The organism is Streptomyces violaceus (assembly GCF_036014075.1).
In the GTDB taxonomy this organism is placed as follows: Bacteria; Actinomycetota; Actinomycetes; order Streptomycetales; family Streptomycetaceae; genus Streptomyces; species Streptomyces violaceus.
This window is the reverse complement of sequence record NZ_CP107911.1, coordinates 3498829-3517876: the sequence shown is the minus strand read 5'-3', so window position 1 is coordinate 3517876 and position 19048 is coordinate 3498829. Positions and strand designations below refer to the sequence as shown.

Annotated in this window: 17 protein-coding genes and 1 pseudogene; 12 read left to right on the top strand and 6 right to left on the bottom strand. The window is 71.8% G+C overall.

Annotated elements, in window-relative coordinates; all coding sequences use genetic code 11:
* Positions 1 to 25: 25 nt before the first annotated feature.
* The 4 genes from OG542_RS15595 to OG542_RS15580 form a co-directional block, all read right to left on the bottom strand.
* Positions 26 to 235: a hypothetical protein gene (locus tag OG542_RS15595; RefSeq protein ID WP_328417935.1), complete on the bottom strand. Its 210-nt coding sequence runs from the start codon at positions 233 to 235 to the stop codon at positions 26 to 28.
* A gap of 105 nt (positions 236 to 340) precedes the next feature.
* Positions 341 to 1846, bottom strand: coding sequence for a DEAD/DEAH box helicase (locus OG542_RS15590; protein ID WP_311127317.1), 1506 nt, complete (start codon positions 1844 to 1846; stop codon positions 341 to 343).
* 242 nt (positions 1847 to 2088) lie between these two features.
* Positions 2089 to 2292, bottom strand: a complete 204-nt coding sequence (locus OG542_RS15585; RefSeq protein WP_018102064.1) for a cold-shock protein — start codon at positions 2290 to 2292, stop codon at positions 2089 to 2091.
* 407 nt (positions 2293 to 2699) lie between these two features.
* The gene (locus OG542_RS15580) at positions 2700 to 3254 is read right to left on the bottom strand and encodes a hypothetical protein (protein WP_328411495.1); all 555 of its coding nucleotides are present in this window, start codon (positions 3252 to 3254) and stop codon (positions 2700 to 2702) included.
* 217 nt (positions 3255 to 3471) lie between these two features.
* On the opposite strand from OG542_RS15580, the gene tsaB reads away from it, so the two are divergent.
* From tsaB to OG542_RS15560, 4 genes are read left to right on the top strand one after another with little or no spacing between them, the layout of a single operon-like run.
* Positions 3472 to 4125 (top strand): tRNA (adenosine(37)-N6)-threonylcarbamoyltransferase complex dimerization subunit type 1 TsaB, encoded by a 654-nt coding sequence (tsaB, locus tag OG542_RS15575; RefSeq protein ID WP_184591381.1) that lies wholly within the window; start codon positions 3472 to 3474, stop codon positions 4123 to 4125.
* 11 nt (positions 4126 to 4136) lie between these two features.
* Positions 4137 to 4628, top strand: coding sequence for a ribosomal protein S18-alanine N-acetyltransferase (rimI, locus tag OG542_RS15570; protein WP_328417933.1), 492 nt, complete (start codon positions 4137 to 4139; stop codon positions 4626 to 4628).
* Positions 4621 to 5718, top strand: coding sequence for a tRNA (adenosine(37)-N6)-threonylcarbamoyltransferase complex transferase subunit TsaD (gene tsaD, locus OG542_RS15565; RefSeq protein ID WP_328411492.1), 1098 nt, complete (start codon positions 4621 to 4623; stop codon positions 5716 to 5718). Before rimI ends, tsaD begins: the two co-directional genes overlap by 8 nt.
* Positions 5715 to 5972: a hypothetical protein gene (locus OG542_RS15560; RefSeq protein ID WP_328411490.1), complete on the top strand. Its 258-nt coding sequence runs from the start codon at positions 5715 to 5717 to the stop codon at positions 5970 to 5972. Before tsaD ends, OG542_RS15560 begins: the two co-directional genes overlap by 4 nt.
* 9 nt (positions 5973 to 5981) lie before the next feature.
* On the opposite strand, the gene OG542_RS15555 is transcribed toward OG542_RS15560, so the two are convergent.
* On the bottom strand, positions 5982 to 8294 hold the full coding sequence (locus OG542_RS15555) for a beta-xylosidase/alpha-l-arabinosidase (protein WP_328411488.1): 2313 nt from the start codon (positions 8292 to 8294) through the stop codon (positions 5982 to 5984).
* Between the two features lie 163 nt (positions 8295 to 8457).
* Between OG542_RS15555 and OG542_RS15550 the strand changes: the two genes are divergently transcribed.
* The 4 genes and pseudogenes from OG542_RS15550 to OG542_RS15535 all read left to right on the top strand — a co-directional run bounded on the left by OG542_RS15550 (position 8458) and on the right by OG542_RS15535 (position 13792).
* Positions 8458 to 9537, top strand: coding sequence for a LacI family DNA-binding transcriptional regulator (locus OG542_RS15550; RefSeq protein WP_328411486.1), 1080 nt, complete (start codon positions 8458 to 8460; stop codon positions 9535 to 9537).
* An 82-nt stretch (positions 9538 to 9619) separates the two neighbouring features.
* Positions 9620 to 10981 carry an endo-1,4-beta-xylanase gene (locus tag OG542_RS15545; protein WP_328411484.1) on the top strand — a complete coding sequence of 454 codons (1362 nt, stop codon included), beginning with the start codon at positions 9620 to 9622 and terminating at the stop codon, positions 10979 to 10981.
* Between the two features lie 94 nt (positions 10982 to 11075).
* On the top strand, positions 11076 to 12119 hold the full coding sequence (locus OG542_RS15540; protein ID WP_328411482.1) for an LCP family protein: 1044 nt from the start codon (positions 11076 to 11078) through the stop codon (positions 12117 to 12119).
* 373 nt (positions 12120 to 12492) lie between these two features.
* Positions 12493 to 13792 (top strand): annotated as a pseudogene (locus OG542_RS15535) (RNA polymerase sigma factor).
* 21 nt (positions 13793 to 13813) lie between these two features.
* Here OG542_RS15535 and OG542_RS15530 read toward each other — a convergent pair.
* Positions 13814 to 14977, bottom strand: a complete 1164-nt coding sequence (locus OG542_RS15530) for a THUMP-like domain-containing protein (RefSeq protein ID WP_328411480.1) — start codon at positions 14975 to 14977, stop codon at positions 13814 to 13816.
* Positions 14978 to 15152: 175 nt separating this feature from the next.
* On the opposite strand from OG542_RS15530, the gene OG542_RS15525 reads away from it, so the two are divergent.
* The 4 genes from OG542_RS15525 to groL all read left to right on the top strand — a co-directional run bounded on the left by OG542_RS15525 (position 15153) and on the right by groL (position 19005).
* On the top strand, positions 15153 to 16031 hold the full coding sequence (locus OG542_RS15525) for a polysaccharide deacetylase family protein (RefSeq protein ID WP_328411478.1): 879 nt from the start codon (positions 15153 to 15155) through the stop codon (positions 16029 to 16031).
* Between the two features lie 32 nt (positions 16032 to 16063).
* Complete coding sequence (locus OG542_RS15520) at positions 16064 to 16744, top strand: polysaccharide deacetylase family protein (RefSeq protein ID WP_328417931.1); 681 nt, start codon at positions 16064 to 16066, stop codon at positions 16742 to 16744.
* A gap of 205 nt (positions 16745 to 16949) precedes the next feature.
* Positions 16950 to 17258 carry a co-chaperone GroES gene (gene groES / locus OG542_RS15515; protein ID WP_003974211.1) on the top strand — a complete coding sequence of 103 codons (309 nt, stop codon included), beginning with the start codon at positions 16950 to 16952 and terminating at the stop codon, positions 17256 to 17258.
* 121 nt (positions 17259 to 17379) lie between these two features.
* Positions 17380 to 19005, top strand: a complete 1626-nt coding sequence (groL, locus tag OG542_RS15510) for a chaperonin GroEL (RefSeq protein ID WP_261679290.1) — start codon at positions 17380 to 17382, stop codon at positions 19003 to 19005.
* The last annotated feature ends 43 nt before the right edge of the window (positions 19006 to 19048 follow it).

Below are 19048 nucleotides of genomic sequence, written 5' to 3'. Positions count from 1 at the left end.
AACGGGCTGATCGGCCCGAGGCGGATCAGAGGGCGAGGACGACGTCCCGTAGACGGATCCGGTCCGTGTACGTGGCGCTGCCGCGGTGAACGGCGAGTTCGGCCCGGGTGACCGAGCCCGTGCACTGGTCGTCCCCGTCGCACAGGAGGAGGTAGTCGACCCGGGCGCCGGCCATGACGGACAGCGCGACCTCCACCGTCATGTCGTCCCGGACCCGGGGGCCGGACGCGGCCATGTCGTCGGCCAGGGCCGTGGGGGAGCGATCCGCCTCGTGCCGCCGTGCCTGAACCGGTGTCAAAGCTGCCTCCTCGGAGATGGGTGAGCTCTTGATCGACGCGATCTAGGCCGCCGGGTCGAAGGCGGGCCGCTGTGCCCTGCGCCGCCGCCCCGCTTGTCCGGTGGAGCGTCCCTGGTCGGCGCGGTCGCGGCGGCCTCGGGGCGAGGGAGCCGCGGAAGACGCGGCGCGGCGGGGACGGGGCACGGCCGCCGGCTTGATGACGACGGGCACACCGGAAGGGGCCTGGGCGCCTGTGATGCGAGTCAGCTCAGCCTCACCGGACCGTACGGAGGTGATCTGCGGAGCGACGCCGGCCGAAACCATCAGCCGGCTCATGCCGCGGCGCTGGCCGGGGGTCACGAGGGTGACGACGCTGCCGGACTCGCCGGCGCGGGCGGTACGGCCGCCGCGGTGCAGGTAGTCCTTGTGGTCGCTCGGCGGATCCACGTTGACGACCAGGTCGAGGTTGTCGACGTGGATGCCACGCGCCGCGACGTTGGTCGCCACCAGCACCGTCACATGCCCGGTCTTGAACTGGGCCAGGGTCCGGGTGCGCTGGGGCTGGGACTTGCCACCGTGCAGCGCCGCGGCGCGGACGCCGCTGTTCAGCAGATGCTCGGTCAGCCGGTCCACGGCGTGCTTGGTGTCCAGGAACATGATCACCCGGCCGTCTCGCGCCGCGATCTCGGTGGTCGTCCGGAACTTGTCCGCTTCGTGTACGTGGAGCACATGGTGCTCCATCGTGGTGACAGCGCCCGCGGACGGGTCGACGGAGTGGACCACCGGGTCCGTCAGGTAGCGGCGGACCAGCAGGTCGACGTTGCGGTCCAGGGTGGCCGAGAAGAGCATCCGCTGCCCTCCGGGGCGCACCTGGTCGAGCAGGGCGGTGACCTGGGGCATGAAGCCCATGTCGGCCATCTGGTCGGCCTCGTCGAGGACGGTGATGTCGACATCGTCCAGCCGGCAGTCACCCCGGTCGATGAGGTCCTTGAGCCGCCCGGGCGTCGCGACGACGATCTCCGCCCCGGTCCGCAGCGCACCCACCTGCCTGCCGATGGACATCCCGCCGACCACGGTCGCCAGCCGCAGCCGCACGGAACGGGCGTACGGGGTGAGCGCGTCGGTCACCTGCTGGGCCAGCTCGCGGGTGGGGACGAGGACCAGGGCGAGCGGCTGCCGTGACACCGCGCGCCGGCCCGCTGTACGGGCCAGTGCCGCGAGGCCGAAGGCGAGGGTCTTGCCCGACCCGGTACGGCCGCGGCCGAGCACGTCACGTCCGGCGAGGGAGTTCGGCAGGGTTGCCCCCTGGATGGGGAACGGTACGGTCACTCCCTCGTGGCCGAGCGCGGCCAGCAACGGCGCCGGCAGGGCGAGGTCGGCGAACGACTCGACGGCGGGCAGCGCGGGCGTGATCGTCTTCGGCAGCGCGAACTCGCCCTGGCGTGCGGCCGGTCGACGCTCGTAGCCGTTGGAACGCCGCGGCGCCCCCGAGCGCTGGGCGGCAGCACCCCGGGAGCGGTCGTAAGTGCGGGTCGAACGGGTCGTGCGGTCGGTGCGTGCGCGGTTCAAGCGGAACCTTCCTCGATGTGGGCACGTAGGCACGTAGCAAGGAATTTCCGCAGCAAAATGAACGGCGCAGAGAATCGCGAGAACGAGCCTGAGATGATGGGCGGTGAGTCGGATCGACGGTGAACGCGTCATCGTTCGCTGATGCGATGGGGTCTTACCGTCACGCGCCCTGAAATGCGGCGAGCTGGGGCCCGCACCCCAAGGTGCGGGCCCCAGCTGCGAAGTATGCGTTGTCGCCGGTGTCAGGCGGTAACGATGTTCTCGGCCGTCGGGCCCTTCTGGCCCTGCGCGATGTCGAACGACACCTTCTGGCCTTCCTGGAGCTCGCGGAAGCCCTGGGCGGCGATGTTCGAGTAGTGGGCGAAGACGTCGGCGCCGCCGCCGTCCTGCTCGATGAAGCCGAAGCCCTTTTCCGCGTTGAACCACTTCACGGTGCCAGTAGCCATGTCATTTCTCCTTCGGAGACGATGTTCGGAATTCGCCCTGTGCGGATTCCGCGTCGCCGTGCTGATTAACCGTCGGAAAATGAACCTTCTGGCAACCACACCTGCAACTGAGATCGACATTAGCACGGTGTGATGGTCCCTGTGCGGTCGCTAATTCCCATCCGCTCTGCGGTCGAGGAATACTCGAAGCGGACCGCAGCTATTTCTCACCTCACGGATACAGATATTGGTTCCGTACGGGTGCAGTGTTCCTGCCGGTCACTTCCGGCCACAGCGCCATGACCTCCGTCGATGACTCATGCACCGCTCCGCTCGTCATGGCCGGACGGGGTCACGGCGAGCGCGCCGAGACCTCGCTGTCGCGACGAAGGTCACATCGCTATGTCGTGTCCTGCGCGGTCACCGCACTAGCGGACCACGACGACTTTGCGGCCGATCGTCGCGAACGTCCACATCGCGTCGCCGTTCACGCGTGACTCGCGGATGCCGCCCGTGCGGACCTTCGGGTCGGGGGTGGCGGTCGAGCCGGGCACGGCCGCGCTGAAGCCGATGACCACGCCGTCCACGCTGGTGAAGCGCACGACGTGCTCGACGGGGATGCCGTCGGAGCCGGTGATCGCGTTCGAGCGGGATGTCACCGAGTAGCTGCCCGGGGCCGGATCCACCGCGCTCGGGTCGACCTCGAAGGTGCGCGTGACCACCTCGTCCGTGCCGACCAGCCACACCCGGTCGCCGCTCAGGGAGTACACGACCCTGGCGCCCTGGCCGGAGCCGCCGGGCAGCGCGGAAGGGTCCTTCTTGGTCCGGGGCGCTTTCGAGGCGCCGGCCTTCGGTGAGGCGCCCGCCTGCGGCCTGCCCGTACCGGCCGGGGCGGTCGCCGACGCCTGGTAGGCCAGGTAGCCGACCGTCGCGAGGGCCGCGGCGGTGAGCCCGGCCACGATTCCCGAGCTGCTGACAGCCACCGGCGGCCACCTCCGCGTCGTACGTCCCTGCCGTGACGGTAGGTGACGGTAGCAGCAGGTGACGGCCCGACAGGTGCGGCTCCGCCGGGCCGGGGCCCGTGTCGAACGTCCTGCGTACCGCGCGACGCCAGGCACCCTCCGTGCCGCCGCGGGGACCGCTCGACGGGCGGAGGGCAAGGCGTCCGACACCGGCCCCGCAGAGCCGTAGGCTGTTTGCGTGCTCTTGCTCGCTCTGGATACCGCCACACCCGCCGTCACCGTCGCGCTGCACGACGGCCGCGACGTCATCGCCTCGTCGAGCCAGGTGGACGCGCGACGGCACGGGGAACTGCTGCTGCCGGCGATCGACCGGGTGCTCGCCGAGGCCGGTCTGAAGCTGGACGCCGTCACCGGGATCGTCGCCGGCATCGGTCCGGGCCCGTACACCGGGCTGCGCGTCGGCCTGATGACCGCCGAGACCTTCGGGCTGGCGCTCGGCATCCCCGTGCACGGAGTGTGCACGCTGGACGGCCTCGCCTTCGCCGCCGACCTCGAGGGCCCGTTCGTCGTGGCGACCGACGCCCGCCGCAAGGAGGTGTACTGGGCGCGCTACGCCGACTCCCGCACCCGCCTCACCGACCCGGCCGTCGACCGGCCCGCCGACATCGCCGCGCAGGTCAAGGGCCTGCCCGCGGTCGGCGCGGGCGCCCTGCTCTACCCCGACACCTTCCCCAAGGCGCACGAGCCCGAGCACGTGTCCGCCGCCGCCCTCGCCCGGCTGGCCGCCGAGAAGCTGGCGGCCGGCGAGGAGTTCCCCGCGCCCCGGCCGCTGTATCTGCGCCGCCCGGATGCCCAGGTCCCCAAGAACTACAAGGTGGTCACCCCCAAGTGACCGAACCCGTGATGTGTGCGCTGCGCGAGATGCGCTGGTGGGACATCGACCCGGTGCTGCAACTGGAGCGGGACCTGTTTCCCGAGGACGCCTGGTCGCGTGGCATGTTCTGGTCCGAACTGGCCCACTCGCGCGGGCCGGAGGCGACCCGGCGGTACGTGGTCGCCGAGTCGGGCACCCGGATCACCGGGTACGCCGGTCTCGTCGCCACCGGTGAGCAGGCCGACGTCCAGACCATCGCCGTCGCCCGTGACCTGTGGGGCACCGGCCTCGGCGGGCTGCTGCTGGCCGAGCTGCTGCGCGCGGCGACCGCCTTCGAGTGCGCCGAGGTGATGCTCGAGTGCCGCGTCGACAACGTCCGCGCGCAGAAGCTCTACGAGCGCTTCGGCTTCGAGCCCATCGGGTTCCGGCGCGGCTACTACCAGCCCGGGAACGTGGACGCCCTGGTGATGCGACTCACCGACCCTTCAACTTCCGTACAAGGAACCGAGATCAATGGCTGACGAACCGCTCGTCCTCGGCATCGAGACCTCCTGCGACGAGACCGGCGTCGGCATCGTCCGCGGCACCACCCTGCTGGCCGACGCCATCGCCTCCAGTGTCGACGAGCACGCCCGCTTCGGCGGCGTCGTCCCGGAGGTCGCGAGCCGCGCCCACCTGGAGGCGATGGTCCCCACCATCGACCGCGCGCTGAAGGAGGCGGGCGTCAGCGCCCGCGACCTCGACGGCATCTCCGTCACGGCCGGTCCCGGCCTCGCCGGTGCCCTGCTGGTCGGAGTCTCGGCGGCGAAGGCGTACGCGTACGCGTACGGCAAGCCCCTGTACGGCGTCAACCACCTCGCCTCGCACATCTGCGTGGACCAGCTGGAGCACGGCCCGCTGCCCGAGCCGACCATGGCGCTGCTGGTCTCCGGCGGCCACTCCTCGCTGCTGCTGTCCTCGGACATCACCTCCGACGTCCGCCCGATGGGCGCGACCATCGACGACGCGGCAGGCGAGGCCTTCGACAAGATCGCGCGCGTGCTGAACCTGGGCTTCCCGGGCGGGCCGGTCATCGACCGGTACGCGCGGGAGGGCGACCCGAACGCCATCGCGTTCCCGCGCGGCCTGACCGGCCCGCGCGATCCGGCCTACGACTTCTCCTTCTCGGGGCTGAAGACGGCCGTGGCCCGCTGGATCGAGGCCAAGCGGGCGGTGGGGGAGGAGGTCCCGGTGCGGGACGTCTCGGCCTCCTTCCAGGAGGCGGTCGTGGACGTGCTGACCCGCAAGGCCGTCCGGGCCTGCAAGGACGAGGGCGTCGGCCACCTGATGATCGGCGGTGGTGTCGCCGCCAACTCCCGGCTGCGCGCCCTGGCCCAGGAGCGCTGCGAGGCGGCCGGGATCCGGCTGCGGGTGCCGCGGCCCAAGCTGTGCACGGACAACGGGGCGATGGTCGCCGCGCTCGGTGCCGAGATGGTGGCCCGGAACCGGGCCGCGTCGAGCTGGGACCTGCCGGCCGACTCCTCGCTGCCGGTGACGGAGCCTCATGTGCCGGGCGACCAGCACGGCCACGACCATGTGCACGAGGTCAGCAAGGAGAACCTCTACCCGTGACGGTCGCTCTGATGTGGGAAGCGCGGGCCGTGCCCGGGCGGGGCGAGGAGCTGCTGGCCTGGGCACGCGCCCAGAAGCTGCCCCGTGAGCCGCTGCGCCGGGAGACTCTGCGCGCTCCCCAGGACCGGGTCCTCGTCCTCACCTGGTGGGACGCCCCGTACGACGCCGAGCTGCCGGAACTGCCGGAGCCGGACGGGGAGCTGGTGACCCGGGCGGTGCACCGGTGGCGGTTCGAGTCGGTGGGCGTGGACTGAGCGGGCCGGTCACTCCACGCCGCTGACCTCCGTCTCGCAGCGCAGCCGCCGGTCGGTGCCGAGCACCCGGACCGGGCCCGTCAGGGTGAGGCGCGCGGTGTGCCGTACGTCCGCGCTCGATGCCGCCAGCCTCAGTTCCAGGGCGCCCGGCTCGACCACCCGCCGGCCCGCGCGGTCGGTGAAGGACGAGAGGTCCGCGTGGAAGCGGAACGTCACCCGGGCCGCCTCGCCCGGGGCCGCCGCCACCCGCTGATAGCCGATCAGCCGCATGTCGGGGCGGGTCACGGACGCCACCGGGTCGTGCAGATACAGCTGCACCACTTCCGCGCCCTCGCGCTCGCCCGTGTTGCGGACGGTCACCGACACGTCGTACGAGCCGTCCGTGCCGGTCTCGGCCGGCTCCTCGCCGCCCGTGCCGTCCTCCCAGGCGAACGTCGTGTACGAGCGGCCGTGGCCGAAGGCGTACAGCGGGGTCGGGTCGAGGTTGCTGACCTCGCCCGCGAGACCCAGGGGCGGCTGGAGATACGTCCAGGGCTGGCCGCCGGGGACCTGCGGGACGCTCACCGGGAGACGGCCCGACGGGTTCACGCGGCCCGACAGCACGCCCGCGACCGCCGGGCCGCCCTCCTCCCCCGGGAAGAAGGCCTGGACGACGGCTCCCAGACGTCCGTGCCAGCGGCCGAGGGCGTACGGCCGGCCGGTCAGCAGGACCAGGACCACGGGCACGCCGGTGGCGATCAGCGAGTCCAGCAACTCGCCCTGGGCGCCCGGCAGGCCGAGGTCCGTCGCGTCGCAGCCCTCGCCCGAGGTGCCCCGGCCGAACAGGCCCGCCCGGTCGCCGAGGACCGCCACGCACACGTCCGCCTCGGCGGTGCGGGCGACGGCCTCCTCGAAGCCCGCGGTGTCCGGGTCCGTCACGTCGCAGCCCTGCGCGAACGTCACCTTGGCGTCGGGGATTTCGGTGCGCAGGGCGTCGAGGGCGGTCGGGATCTCGATGCCGGCCGGCACGTCGGGGTGGTGGGTGAGGACGTGGGACGGGAAGGAGTAACAGCCCAGCATGGCCAGGGCGTCGGCGGCCCGGGGGCCGACCACCGCGATCCGGGTGTCGGGGGCCAGCGGGAGCAGGCCGTCGGGGTTGTCGAGCAGGACCACCGACTCCTCGGCCAGGCGGCGGGCCAGGATGCGGTTGCCCGTCGAATCCAGGTTCACCGCGGCGGCCGGCTCGGGGGTCCAGTCCTCGTCCAGCAGGCCCAGTTCGCACTTCTGGAGCAGGACGCGGCGGGCCGCGCGGTCCACGAGGTCCTCGGGGACCTGGCCCGACCGGACGGCGGCCGGCAGCGGATCGCCGTAGCACTTGAGGGTCGGCAGTTCGACGTCGATGCCGGCGGTGAGGGCCGCGTGGGCCGCCTCGGCCGGGGTGCCGGCGACGCGGTGCAGGGTCTGGAGGAAGCCGATGCCGAAGTAGTCGGCGACGACCGTGCCGGTGAAGCCCCACTCCTCGCGCAGGAGCCCGGTCAGCAGCTCGGGGTCCGCCGAGGCCGGGACGCCGTCCCGCTCGGTGTACGCGGCCATCACCGAGCGCGCCCCGCCCTCGCGCAGCGCCATCTCGAAGGGCGGGAGCGTGACGTCCGCGAACTCGCGGACGCCGGCCCGTACCGGTGCCAGATTGCGGGCGCCCGCCGAGGAGGCGTACCCGGCGAAGTGCTTGAGCGTGGCGACGACCCCGGCCGACTCCAGACCCTTCACATAGGCGGAGCCGACCGTTCCGACCAGGTACGGATCCTCGCCGATCGTCTCCTCCACCCGGCCCCAGCGCGGATCGCGTACGACGTCCAGCACGGGCGCGAGGCCCTGGTGGACCCCGGCCGAGCGCAGGTCGTCGCCGATCCGGCGGGCCATCTCCTCGACCACCGGGGGATCCCAGGTCGCGCCCCAGGCCAGCGGGACCGGATAGGCCGTGGCCTGCCAGGCGGTGAAGCCGGCCAGGCACTCCTCGTGCGCGATCGCCGGGATGCCGAAGCGGCCGGCCTCGGTGATACGGCGCTGGGCGCGGGCCAGTGCCTGCGCGCCGAGCGCCGGGTCTACGGGGGCGGTGCCGAAGGAGCGGGTGAGCTGGCCCAGGCCGCGCGTGATCAGCTCGTCCCAGTCATGGTCCACGCTCATGTCGTGCTGGTGCGGAGCGACTCCGTCGCCGTCCGTCGAGGCGCCCACCCACACGCCGTACAGCTGGGCGGTCTTCTCCTCCAGGGTCATCCGGGAGAGCAGGTCGTCGACGCGGGCGGCGGCGGGCAGGGCGTGGTCACGCCAGGGCGCGGTGGTCATGAAGCTCCTGTCGGGTGGACGGACGGCCCTCTCACGAACGGTGCTGACGAGCGTTTCTCACGAACGTATCTACGAATGTTTCGCTGTGCACTCCGAATGTTCCGGGAACCTATGGTGCCGCGAGGACTTCGTCAAGGGGGCCCGCAGGGTTACGATCGCCGCCATGACTTCCCCGGAGCCCGCTGAAAGCCGGCCGCAAACCCGGACGCAAAACCGGACGCAGGGGCGCACCGCGCAGACGGCGACGCTCGCCGAGATCGCCCGCGAGGCCGGTGTGTCGGCGCCGACTGTTTCGAAGGTCCTGAACGGCCGGGCCGATGTCGCCCCCTCTACCCGGGCCCGCGTCGAGGACCTGCTGCGGGCCCACGGCTACCGGCGCCGCCGCGCCGAGGCGACCCGCTCGCCCCTGATCGACCTGGTCTTCCACGAGCTGGAGAGTGCCTGGGCGATGGAGGTCATCCGGGGCGTGGAGAACGTGGCCCGGGACGCCGGGCTGAGCGTGGTGCTGTCGGAGAGCGCGGGGCGGCTCACCCCCGGGCGGACCTGGGCCGACCAGGTCGCCGCGCGCCGCCCGCACGGCGTCGTCCTCGTGCTGTCCGGGCTCGACGCGTCGCAGCGGGCGCTGCTGACCAGCCGCTCCATCCCGTTCGTGGTGATGGACCCGGCCGGTGACCCGGGCGCCGACGTGCCGTCGATCGGCGCGACCAACTGGCAGGGCGGTCTCGCGGCCACCCGGCACCTGGTCGAGCTGGGGCACCGCAGGATCGGCGCGATCACCGGGCCCTCGCAGATGATGTGCAGCCGCGCCCGGATCGACGGCTACCGGGCCGCGCTGGAGACGGCCGGGCTGCCGGTGGACCCCACCCTGATCGTGGACGGCGACTTCCATCACGAGGCCGGCTACCGGCGGGGCCTGGAACTGCTGCGCCGCCCGGACCGGCCGACCGCCGTCTTCGCCGGGAACGACCTGCAGGCGCTCGGGCTGTACGAGGCCGCGCGTGAGCTCGGGCTGCGCATCCCCGAGGACCTGAGCGTGGTCGGGTTCGACGACCTGCCGGTGGCGCCCCTGGTCGGGCCGCCGCTGACGACCGTACGGCAGCCGCTGACGGAGATGGCCGAGGCGGCGGCCAAGCTGGTCCTCGACCTCGGCCGTGAGGAGGGCACCCCGGCGGCGACCCGGGTCGAGCTGGCGACGAGCCTGGTGGTGCGCAGCAGTACGGGGGCGCCCGTGGCCGGAAGTTGACGTATTGACGGGTGGGGCGGGCGTCTCCACACTCCTCCGAAGTCAATCGGTTGCACCACCGAAACTTTCGGAGGCACGCGCAATGAGAGCGCTGAGACCGCTGAGATCGGGCTTTTTCGCATCCCTGCTGGCCGGCGTCGTGACGGCCGGTTCCCTGCTGGTCGCGGCTCCCGCGGCGCAGGCCGCCGACACCCCGCTGCGCGACCTCGCCGACGCCAAGGGCAAGGTCATCGGCACGGCGGTCACCGGCTCCAAGCTCACCGGCACCTACGGCGAGATCGCCGGACGCGAGTTCAACTCGCTCACCCCCGGCAACGCCATGAAGTGGGGCTCCGTCGAGCCGAGCCGGGGCAACCACGACTGGGCCGAGGCCGACCGGATCGTCGATTCCGCCGAGGCCCACGGCCAGCAGGTGCGCGGCCACACCCTGCTCTGGCACCAGCAGAACCCGGGCTGGCTGACGAACGGCAGCTGGACCCGGGACCAGCTCAGCGCGATCGTCCAGGACCACATCGCCACCGAGGTCGGCCGCTACAAGGGAAGACTCGCCGCCTGGGACGTGGTGAACGAGCCGTTCAACGAGGACGGCACCTACCGCCCGACCCTCTTCCACGACACCCTCGGCCAGGACTACATCGCCCAGGCCCTGACCTGGGCCCGGGCCGCCGACCCGGGCACCAAGCTGTACATCAACGACTACAACGTGGAGGGCGTCAACGCGAAGAGCACCGCCCTGTACAACCTGGTCAAGTCGTTGAAGGAGCGCGGGGTTCCGATCGACGGGGTCGGGCTGCAGGCCCATCTCATCGTCGGCCAGGTGCCCTCGACGCTGCGGCAGAACATCCAGCGCTTCGCCGATCTGGGCGTCGACGTGGCGATCACGGAGCTGGACATCCGGATGCAGCTGCCGGCGACCGAGACGAAGCTGACCCAGCAGGCCGCCGACTACAAGGCGGTCATGAACGCCTGCGTGGCGGTCGCGCGTTGCGTCGGCGCCACGGCCTGGGGCTTCACCGACTCCGACTCCTGGATCCCGGACACCTTCCCCGGCCAGGGCGCGGCGACGCCGTACGACGAGAACTACAGCCCGAAACCGGCATACCACGCGATCGCGGAGGCGCTCGGCGGCACGACGACCCCGCCCCCGACGGGCGCGTGCACGGCGACGTACAGCGTCACCAGCCAGTGGAGCACGGGCTACACGGGCCAGGTGCGGATCGCCTGCTCGGGGGCCGCGCTGTCGTCCTGGAAGGCGAGCTGGACCTTCGGCGCCGGGCAGCGGATCACGCAGGCCTGGAACGCGAGTTGCACGCAGTCGGGCGCGGCGGTCAGCTGCGTGAACGCCTCGTACAACGGGTCGGTGCCAGAGGGCGGTTCGGTGACGTTCGGGTTCAACGGCTCGTGGAGCGGGAGCAATCCGGTGCCTGTGGTGGCACTGGGGTGAGAACGGGTTCGTCCGGCCCGCGAAGTCTGAGAATTTCCGAAGAAAAGGCGCGTCGAGGTCCCTGCCCGTAATAATTCGGACTTATGTTCCTGCCGTGACGGGACACGAGGCGAACGGGGACGAGAGCAGAGGCGCGGGCCGGCGGTCGATCGCGCTGCGGACCGCCGGCCTCACCCTGACAGCCCTGCTGATGCTGGCCGCCGCGGCGGCGGGCTGGGCCTACTGGCATCTCGACAGCAACATCAAGAGCGTCGACATCGACAACGCGCTGGGCGACAACCGCCCGCCGCGGCCGGTGGCCACGCCCTCGCCCTCGGCGTCCGCCCTGCCCAGCGAGGCGCTCAACATCCTGGTCCTGGGCTCGGACTCGCGCAGCGGCGAGGAGAACCAGAGGCTCGGCGGCGGCGACAGCGCCGGGGCCCGCTCCGACACGGCGATGGTCGTCCACCTCGACGCCGGGCGGACCAGCGCGACGGTGGTGAGCATCCCGCGCGACACCCTGGTCACCCGCCCGTCCTGCCCGCGCCCGTCCGGCGGTTCGACGGCGGTGGCCCACAACTCCATGTTCAACAGCGCGTACGCGGTGGGCGGTCCCATCTGCGCCGTGAAGACGGCCGAGTCGCTCACCGGCGTCCGCATGGACCACTACATCGAGATCGACTTCTCCGGCTTCGCGAAGCTCGTGGACGCGCTCGGCGGCGTCACCGTCACCACCGAGGAGGACATCGCCGACGACGCCAGCCATCTGCACCTGAAGGCGGGCACCCACCAGATGGACGGCACCCGGGCCCTCGCCCTGGCCCGCACCCGGCACGGCATCGGCGACGGCAGCGACCTCGGCCGCATCGGCCTCCAGCACACGCTGGTGAAGGCACTGCTGGAACAGATCGCCGCAGAGAACCTGCTCACCGACCCGGCGAAGCTGTACCGGGTCGCGGACGCGGTGACCGCCGGCCTCACCACCGACACCGGCCTGGACTCCCTGACCGATCTGACCCGGCTCGGACAGAGTCTGCGGGGCCTGTCGGCGAGCGAGGTGCGGACGGTGACCATGCCGGTGGTGCGGGCGCCGTCGGACCCCAACCGGGTGGTGGCCGAGGAGCCGGAGGCGGAGAAGCTGTGGGAGTCGCTGCGCTGACCTGCGGTACGCGCGGCCCGGAAGAGAACCACTTAAGCACCGGAGGAGAGTCCGGAAAAATCTCGAAGAAACGTGGCCACCTTGTCGATCCCGGGACAGGCCGACTACACAATCGGCTAAGCCGCATACCGTGCGTAGCGAGAACCAAGCGCGCACGATGCGCTGATCGAGAAGCAAGTCGGCGCACTCCAATGCTTTCGGGCAACCGGGCAGGTTCCGTCCCGGCTGGTGCTGAGGGAGTAAGACCTCGCTGGTCGCTGACTGGTGGGGCTTCCTGAGCCAGGAATCCCCCTGCTTCAGCTGGGGGAGGGTCCAACGAGGACTGACCGGATCCGCTTGGCCGGGTGCCGCCGAGGGTGTCTGATGGTGGGCTGTGACAGCGCAGCCCACCCCGGACGCCAGCGGCACCGGCAAGGCCATCGAGACGGTCTTCCGCATCGAGTCGCCCCGCATCATCGCCGGGGTCACCCGAGTCGTCCGGGACGTCGGCATCGCCGAGGAACTCGCGCAGGACGCCCTGGTCGCCGCGCTGGAGCAGTGGCCGCGGGACGGCGTGCCCGACAACCCGGGCGCCTGGCTCATGACCACCGCCCGCAACCGCGCCGTCGACCTGGTCCGCCGCCGGGAGAACTACGCCCGCAAGCTGGCGGAGATCGGCCGGGACCTGTCGACCGTATCTCCCCCGGAGGAGCCCGCGGTTCTCCATGACCCTGACGACATCGACGACGACCTGCTCCGCCTGGTCTTCACGGCCTGCCACCCTGTCCTGTCCACCGAGGCCCGCACCGCCCTCACCCTGCGCCTCCTCGGCGGCCTCACCACCGCCGAGATCGCCCGCGCCTTCCTGGTCCCGGAACCGACCGTCGCTGGGTCCCCCCACACATTGAGTAGTGGGGGAGCGTCGTCCGCGCGAAGCGCACCCTGGCCACGAAGAACATCGCCTTCGAGGTGCCCTACGGCCCCGACCGCGAGGCCCGTCTCGGCTCCGTCCTCGACGTCATCTACCTCATCTTCAACGAGGGCTACGCCGCCACGGCCGGCGACGACTGGCTCCGCCCGTCCCTGTGCGAGGACGCCCTGCGGCTGGCCCGGGTGCTCTCGTCCCTCATGCCGAAGGAACCCGAGGTCCACGGCCTGACCGCGCTCCTGGAGTTCCAGGCGTCCCGCACGGCGGCCCGGACCGGTCCCTCCGGCGCACCCGTCCTCCTCAAGGACCAGAACCGCGCCCGCTGGAACCGCATGCTCATCGCCCGCGGCGTCGCCGCGGGCCGGGCCGAGGCCGCCTCCTCCGGCGCCCCGGGCCCGTACCTCCTGCAAGGCGCCATCGCCGCCTGTCACGCGCACGCCTACACCTACGAGGAGACCGACTGGCCGCGCATCGCCGTGCTGTACGGCCTCCTGGCCGCCCGCTCCCCTCCCCGGTCGTGGAACTGAACCGCGCGGTGGCCGTCTCCATGGCCGAGGGCCCGTCCCAGGCCCTGCCCCTCGTCGACGCCCTGACCGACGACCCCGCACTGCGCGACTACCACCTGCTCCCCAGCGTCCGGGCCGACCTCCTCTCCCGCCTGGGCCGCACGACGGAGGCCCGGGCCGAGTTCGAACGGGCGGCGTCGCTGACGCGGAACGAACGGGAACGGGAGTTGCTGCTGCGGCGCGCGGCGGAGCAGACCTGACGGACTGCCGGCCGCTGCCGGCTACGCGGGGTGCCCGATGAGCATCGCCGGTGCCCCCGCCACCCGGGTCAGGAACACCGTGGCCGCGTGCGGGCCCTGCGGCTTGACCTTCTTGCGGAGTTCCTCCGGCTCGACCGCCGAGCCCCGTTTCTTGACGGTGAGGGTGCCGACCTGACGTTCCCGCAGCAGGGCCTTCAACTTCTTGACGTTGAAGGGCAGATGGTCGGTGATCTCGTAGGCGGTGGCGTACGGGGTCGGGATCAGCGTGTCGGCCGTGACGTACGCGATGGTCGCGTCGAGCAGGCCGCCGTCGACCCGGTCGGCCACCTCGGAGACCAGATGGGCCCGGATGACGGCGCCGTCGGGCTCGTACAGGTAGCGGCCGGGCGGGCGGACCTCCGGGTCGGGCAGACCGCGCGAGAGCAGGGTGCGGGGGCCCGGCAGCAGGGTGGCCCGTACCGCCCCCGGCTCGGTGCCGAACCACAGCACCGCCTCCTTCACATCCCCGCCGTCGGAGATCCACTCGGCCTCGGCGTCCTCGGGCACCGCCTCGTGCGGGACACCGGGGGCGATCTTCAGCGCTGCGGCAACAGGGGCCCGGCGGGCGGCCGACACCGCCCAGGACAGGGGCGGTGAGTAGGCCTCGGGGTCGAAGATCCGGCCCCGGCCGCCGCGCCGGGCCGGGTCGACGAAGACGGCGTCGTGACCGGTTGTGTCCACCTCCGTGACATCGGCCTCCCGCACCTCGATCAGGCCGGCAAGACCCAGCGCGTCGGCGTTCGCCCGCGCCGCCGCGGCCGTCAGCGGGTCCCGGTCCACGGCCAGCACCCGGATCCCGGCGCGGGCCAGCGCGATCGCGTCCCCGCCGATGCCGCAGCACAGGTCGGCCACGGAGGTGATCCCCAGCTCCTTCATCCGGTGGGCGCGATACGCCGCCACACTCGCCCGGGTCGACTGCTCCACCCCGTTCGGCGTGAAGAACATCCGCCCCGCGTCCTCGGCCCCGAACTTCACCGCCGCCCGCTGCCGCAGCCGCGCCTGGCCCAGCGCCGCCGACACCAGCTCGGCGGGATGCTCCCGGCGCAGCCGCGTCGCCACGGCCAGCTCCCGCGCCGGGTCGGTGTCCCGCACCTCGTCGAGGAGGGCGCGGCCTTCGGGGGTGAGGAGAGGGGCGAGGTCGTTCACCGCATCATTGTCGGCCACGGAGCGGCGGGGGCGGCGGGCCGGGGCGGATGTGGGCCAGTCGGAGGACGGTGGGCCGTCGGCCGCGGTGTCGGGGCGGGTTCACAGGGGTGGGCTGCGAGGATCCGGCATCATGCGAGCAGTCGTACAAAATGACAAAAGGCGGGCAATTGGCGGCGTGCGCATCGGCCTCGTCGTGCTCGCCCTCGCTGCCATCGCGTCGGGCTGCGCGCAGGCGGACGCCGGCCAGGTCGTGCCGGCCGGCGGTCAGCAGCCCCTCGAGGCGCCCCCGGCCCGCGCGCTCGACTCCTACGCCACCAAGCTGCGCGCCGCGCACGCCGCCCGCATCGCCGCGGCGCACCGCTGGGGGCTGCGAAGGGTCCCGCTGGTGGCCCCGCCGGCCCCCGGGAAGAAGCCCAGGATCAGGACCCGCAAGGGCTTCGAGGTGGACGGCCACCGGGAGCTGGATCTTCCGCCCGTCTTCACCACGGTCCCCACCCGGGACAAGGTCGTCTTCCTCACCATCGACGACGGCGCCGAGAAGGACCCGGCGTTCCTGCGGATGATGAGCGACCTGGACGTCCCGTACACCGCCTTCCTCAGCGGCTACCTGGTGAAGGACGACGACCGCTACTTCCGGCAGATGCAGGCCAGGGGCGCGGTCCTGAACAACCACACCCTCTGGCACCGCTACATGCCGGGTCTGCCGTACCGCGCGCAGCGGCGCGAGATCTGCGGCATGCAGCGCTTCATCGAAAGGCGCTACGGCACCCGCCCCACCCTCTTCCGCCCGCCCTTCGGCAGCTACGACAGGGCGACGCTGCGCGCCGCCAAGGCCTGCGGCATCGAGTACGCCCCCCTCTGGAACGCGGAGGTCTTCGCCGACCACTGGGAGTACCGCGAGCCGGACCGGAGGCTGCGCCCGGGCGACATCGTCCTCACCCACTTCCGGGGCCGCGAGCAGTGGAAGGGCGCGATGCCCGACATGATCCGCCGCTTCCTGAACAAGGTCACGGCCGAGGGATACGCGGTGGGGCGGCTGGAGGACTACCTGTGAGGCGGCTGCCGGCCGCCGCGCTGTGTGCGGGCATGCTCCTGCTGGCCGGGTGCGCCGGGACGGCGGGGGAGCGGGCGGGGCCCGCCGACGGCCGCGCCCAGGACCCGGTGTACGAGGCGACCCGCAGGCTCCCGCCCGTCGTGGACCGGGTCCGCACCCGCGACCCGGTCGTCTTCCTGACCTACGACGACGGCGCCGAACGCGACCCCGGCTTCGCCGGCCTCGTCAGCGAACGGCGGCTCCCGGTCAGCCTGTTCCTCACGGACAGCGTCGCGGGCCCCGGATACGGCCACCTGGCCCGGCTGCGCGCGGTCGGCGCGTCCCTCCAGAACCACACCCTCGACCACCCGGCCCTGCGCGGCCTGCCCTACGCCGGCCAGCGCGCCGAGATCTGCGGCCAGCAGCACAAACTCCGCTCCCGCTTCGGCATCCGCCCCCACCTCTTCCGCCCGCCCTACGGCACGTACGACACGACGACCCTGCGCGCCGCCGCCGACTGCGGCATCAGGGCGGTCGTCCTCTGGCGGGCGTCCCTGTCCGCCGACGGCGAACTGACGTACCCCCACGGCGAGCCGGGCCTTCGTCCCGGCGACATCATCTCCGTGCCGTCGGCCCGGACGGAGTCCATGTCGCCGACTGCGCGGACCGTGCGGCTGCTGAGGGAGATCGAGGGGCAGGGGCTGCGGGTGGGGCGGCTGGAGGACTACCTCTGACACGAACTCCCCGGCCGACGCGCCGCCCGCAATTGGCACTCCGCTTGACCGAGTGCTAATCACGGTCATAGTCTCAGGTCTGGCACTCCCCACTGGAGAGTGCCAACACAGCGACGGGCAGGTCCGGCACCCGCGACGACGGATCGACCTGGTCGCCACCTCAGACAGTTAACCCCGTGAGATCTCCGAAGGGGGAGGTCGGATCGTGACGACCACCAGCTCCAAGGTTGCCATCAAGCCGCTCGAGGACCGCATTGTGGTCCAGCCGCTCGACGCCGAGCAGACCACCGCCTCTGGCCTGGTCATCCCGGACACCGCCAAGGAGAAGCCCCAGGAGGGCGTCGTCCTGGCCGTGGGCCCGGGCCGCTTCGAGGACGGTAACCGTCTTCCGCTCGACGTCTCCGTCGGCGATGTCGTGCTCTACAGCAAGTACGGCGGCACCGAGGTGAAGTACAACGGCGAGGAGTACCTCGTCCTCTCGGCCCGCGACGTGCTCGCGATCGTCGAGAAGTAATTCACCCGGCATTACCAGCATTGCAGTGAACTGCGCCCCTGGCCCCCGCGATCTTATGAAGCCGGGCGTCGGGGGCGCGGTTCGTTTCACCCACGTTTTCCGAGAGGGCTGAACCGCTCCCATGGCGAAGATCCTGAAGTTCGACGAGGACGCCCGTCGCGCCCTCGAGCGCGGCGTCAACAAGCTTGCCGACACGGTCAAGGTGACGATCGGCCCCAAGGGCCGCAACGTCGTCATCGACAAGAAGTTCGGCGCCCCCACCATCACCAACGACGGTGTGACCATCGCCCGCGAGGTCGAGGTCGAGGACCCGTACGAGAACCTCGGTGCCCAGCTGGTCAAGGAGGTGGCGACCAAGACCAACGACATCGCGGGTGACGGTACGACCACCGCGACCGTGCTCGCCCAGGCGCTCGTGCGCGAGGGCCTGAAGAACGTCGCCGCCGGTGCCTCCCCGGCCGCCCTGAAGAAGGGCATCGACGCCGCGGTCAAGGCCGTGTCCGAGGAGCTCCTCGCGACCGCCCGCCCGATCGACGAGAAGTCCGACATCGCCGCCGTCGCCGGTCTGTCCGCCCAGGACCAGCAGGTCGGCGAGCTCATCGCCGAGGCGATGGACAAGGTCGGCAAGGACGGTGTCATCACCGTCGAGGAGTCCAACACCTTCGGTCTGGAGCTGGACTTCACCGAGGGCATGGCCTTCGACAAGGGCTACCTGTCGCCGTACTTCGTGACGGACCAGGAGCGCATGGAAGCCGTCCTGGACGACCCGTACATCCTCATCACGCAGGGCAAGATCTCCGCCATCGCGGACCTGCTGCCGCTGCTGGAGAAGGTCATCCAGGCCAACGCCTCCAAGCCGCTGCTGATCATCGCCGAGGACGTCGACGGCGAGGCGCTGTCCACCCTCGTCGTGAACAAGATCCGCGGCACCTTCAACGCCGTCGCGGTGAAGGCCCCCGGCTTCGGCGACCGCCGCAAGGCGATGCTGCAGGACCTCGCGGTCCTCACCGGCGCCACGGTCGTCTCCGAGGAGGTCGGCCTCAAGCTCGACCAGGTCGGTCTGGACGTCCTCGGCTCCGCCCGCCGCATCACCGTCACCAAGGACGACACCACGGTCGTCGACGGCGCCGGCAACAAGGACGACGTGCAGGGCCGCGTCGCCCAGATCAAGGCCGAGATCGAGTCCACCGACTCCGACTGGGACCGCGAGAAGCTCCAGGAGCGCCTCGCGAAGCTGGCCGGCGGCGTGTGCGTCATCCGCGTGGGTGCCGCCACCGAGGTCGAGCTCAAGGAGCGCAAGCACCGTCTGGAGGACGCCATCTCCGCGACCCGCGCCGCGGTCGAGGAGGGCATCGTCTCCGGTGGCGGCTCCGCGCTCGTCCACGCCGTGAAGGTCCTCGAGGGCAACCTCGGCAAGACCGGCGACGAGGCCACCGGTGTCGCGGTCGTCCGCAAGGCCGCCGTCGAGCCGCTGCGCTGGATCGCCGAGAACGCCGGCCTGGAGGGCTACGTCATCACCTCCAAGGTCGCCGAGCTGGAGAAGGGCCAGGGCTTCAACGCCGCCACCGGCGAGTACGGCGACCTGGTCAAGGCCGGCGTCATCGACCCGGTCAAGGTCACCCGCTCCGCCCTGGAGAACGCCGCCTCCATCGCCTCCCTCCTCCTCACGACCGAGACCCTGGTCGTCGAGAAGAAGGAAGAGGAGGAGCCGGCCGCCGCGGGCCACGGCCACGGCCACTCCCACTGAGGCACCGACCTCGTAGCAGAAGCCCCCGTTCCGCCCAGGCGGA

Excerpts from the sequence above, each read along its gene's own strand:
- OG542_RS15585 (WP_018102064.1), bottom strand. The coding sequence starts at position 2,292 with ATGGCTACTGGCACCGTGAAGTGGTTCAACGCGGAAAAGGGCTTCGGC.
- OG542_RS15520 (WP_328417931.1), top strand. The coding sequence starts at position 16,064 with ATGCTCCTGCTGGCCGGGTGCGCCGGGACGGCGGGGGAGCGGGCGGGG.
- rimI (WP_328417933.1), top strand. The coding sequence starts at position 4,137 with ATGTGTGCGCTGCGCGAGATGCGCTGGTGGGACATCGACCCGGTGCTG.
- OG542_RS15550 (WP_328411486.1), top strand. The coding sequence starts at position 8,458 with ATGACTTCCCCGGAGCCCGCTGAAAGCCGGCCGCAAACCCGGACGCAA.
- OG542_RS15555 (WP_328411488.1), bottom strand. The coding sequence starts at position 8,294 with ATGACCACCGCGCCCTGGCGTGACCACGCCCTGCCCGCCGCCGCCCGC.
- OG542_RS15545 (WP_328411484.1), top strand. The coding sequence starts at position 9,620 with ATGAGAGCGCTGAGACCGCTGAGATCGGGCTTTTTCGCATCCCTGCTG.
- groL (WP_261679290.1), top strand. The coding sequence starts at position 17,380 with ATGGCGAAGATCCTGAAGTTCGACGAGGACGCCCGTCGCGCCCTCGAG.
- tsaD (WP_328411492.1), top strand. The coding sequence starts at position 4,621 with ATGGCTGACGAACCGCTCGTCCTCGGCATCGAGACCTCCTGCGACGAG.
- OG542_RS15595 (WP_328417935.1), bottom strand. The coding sequence starts at position 235 with ATGGCCGCGTCCGGCCCCCGGGTCCGGGACGACATGACGGTGGAGGTC.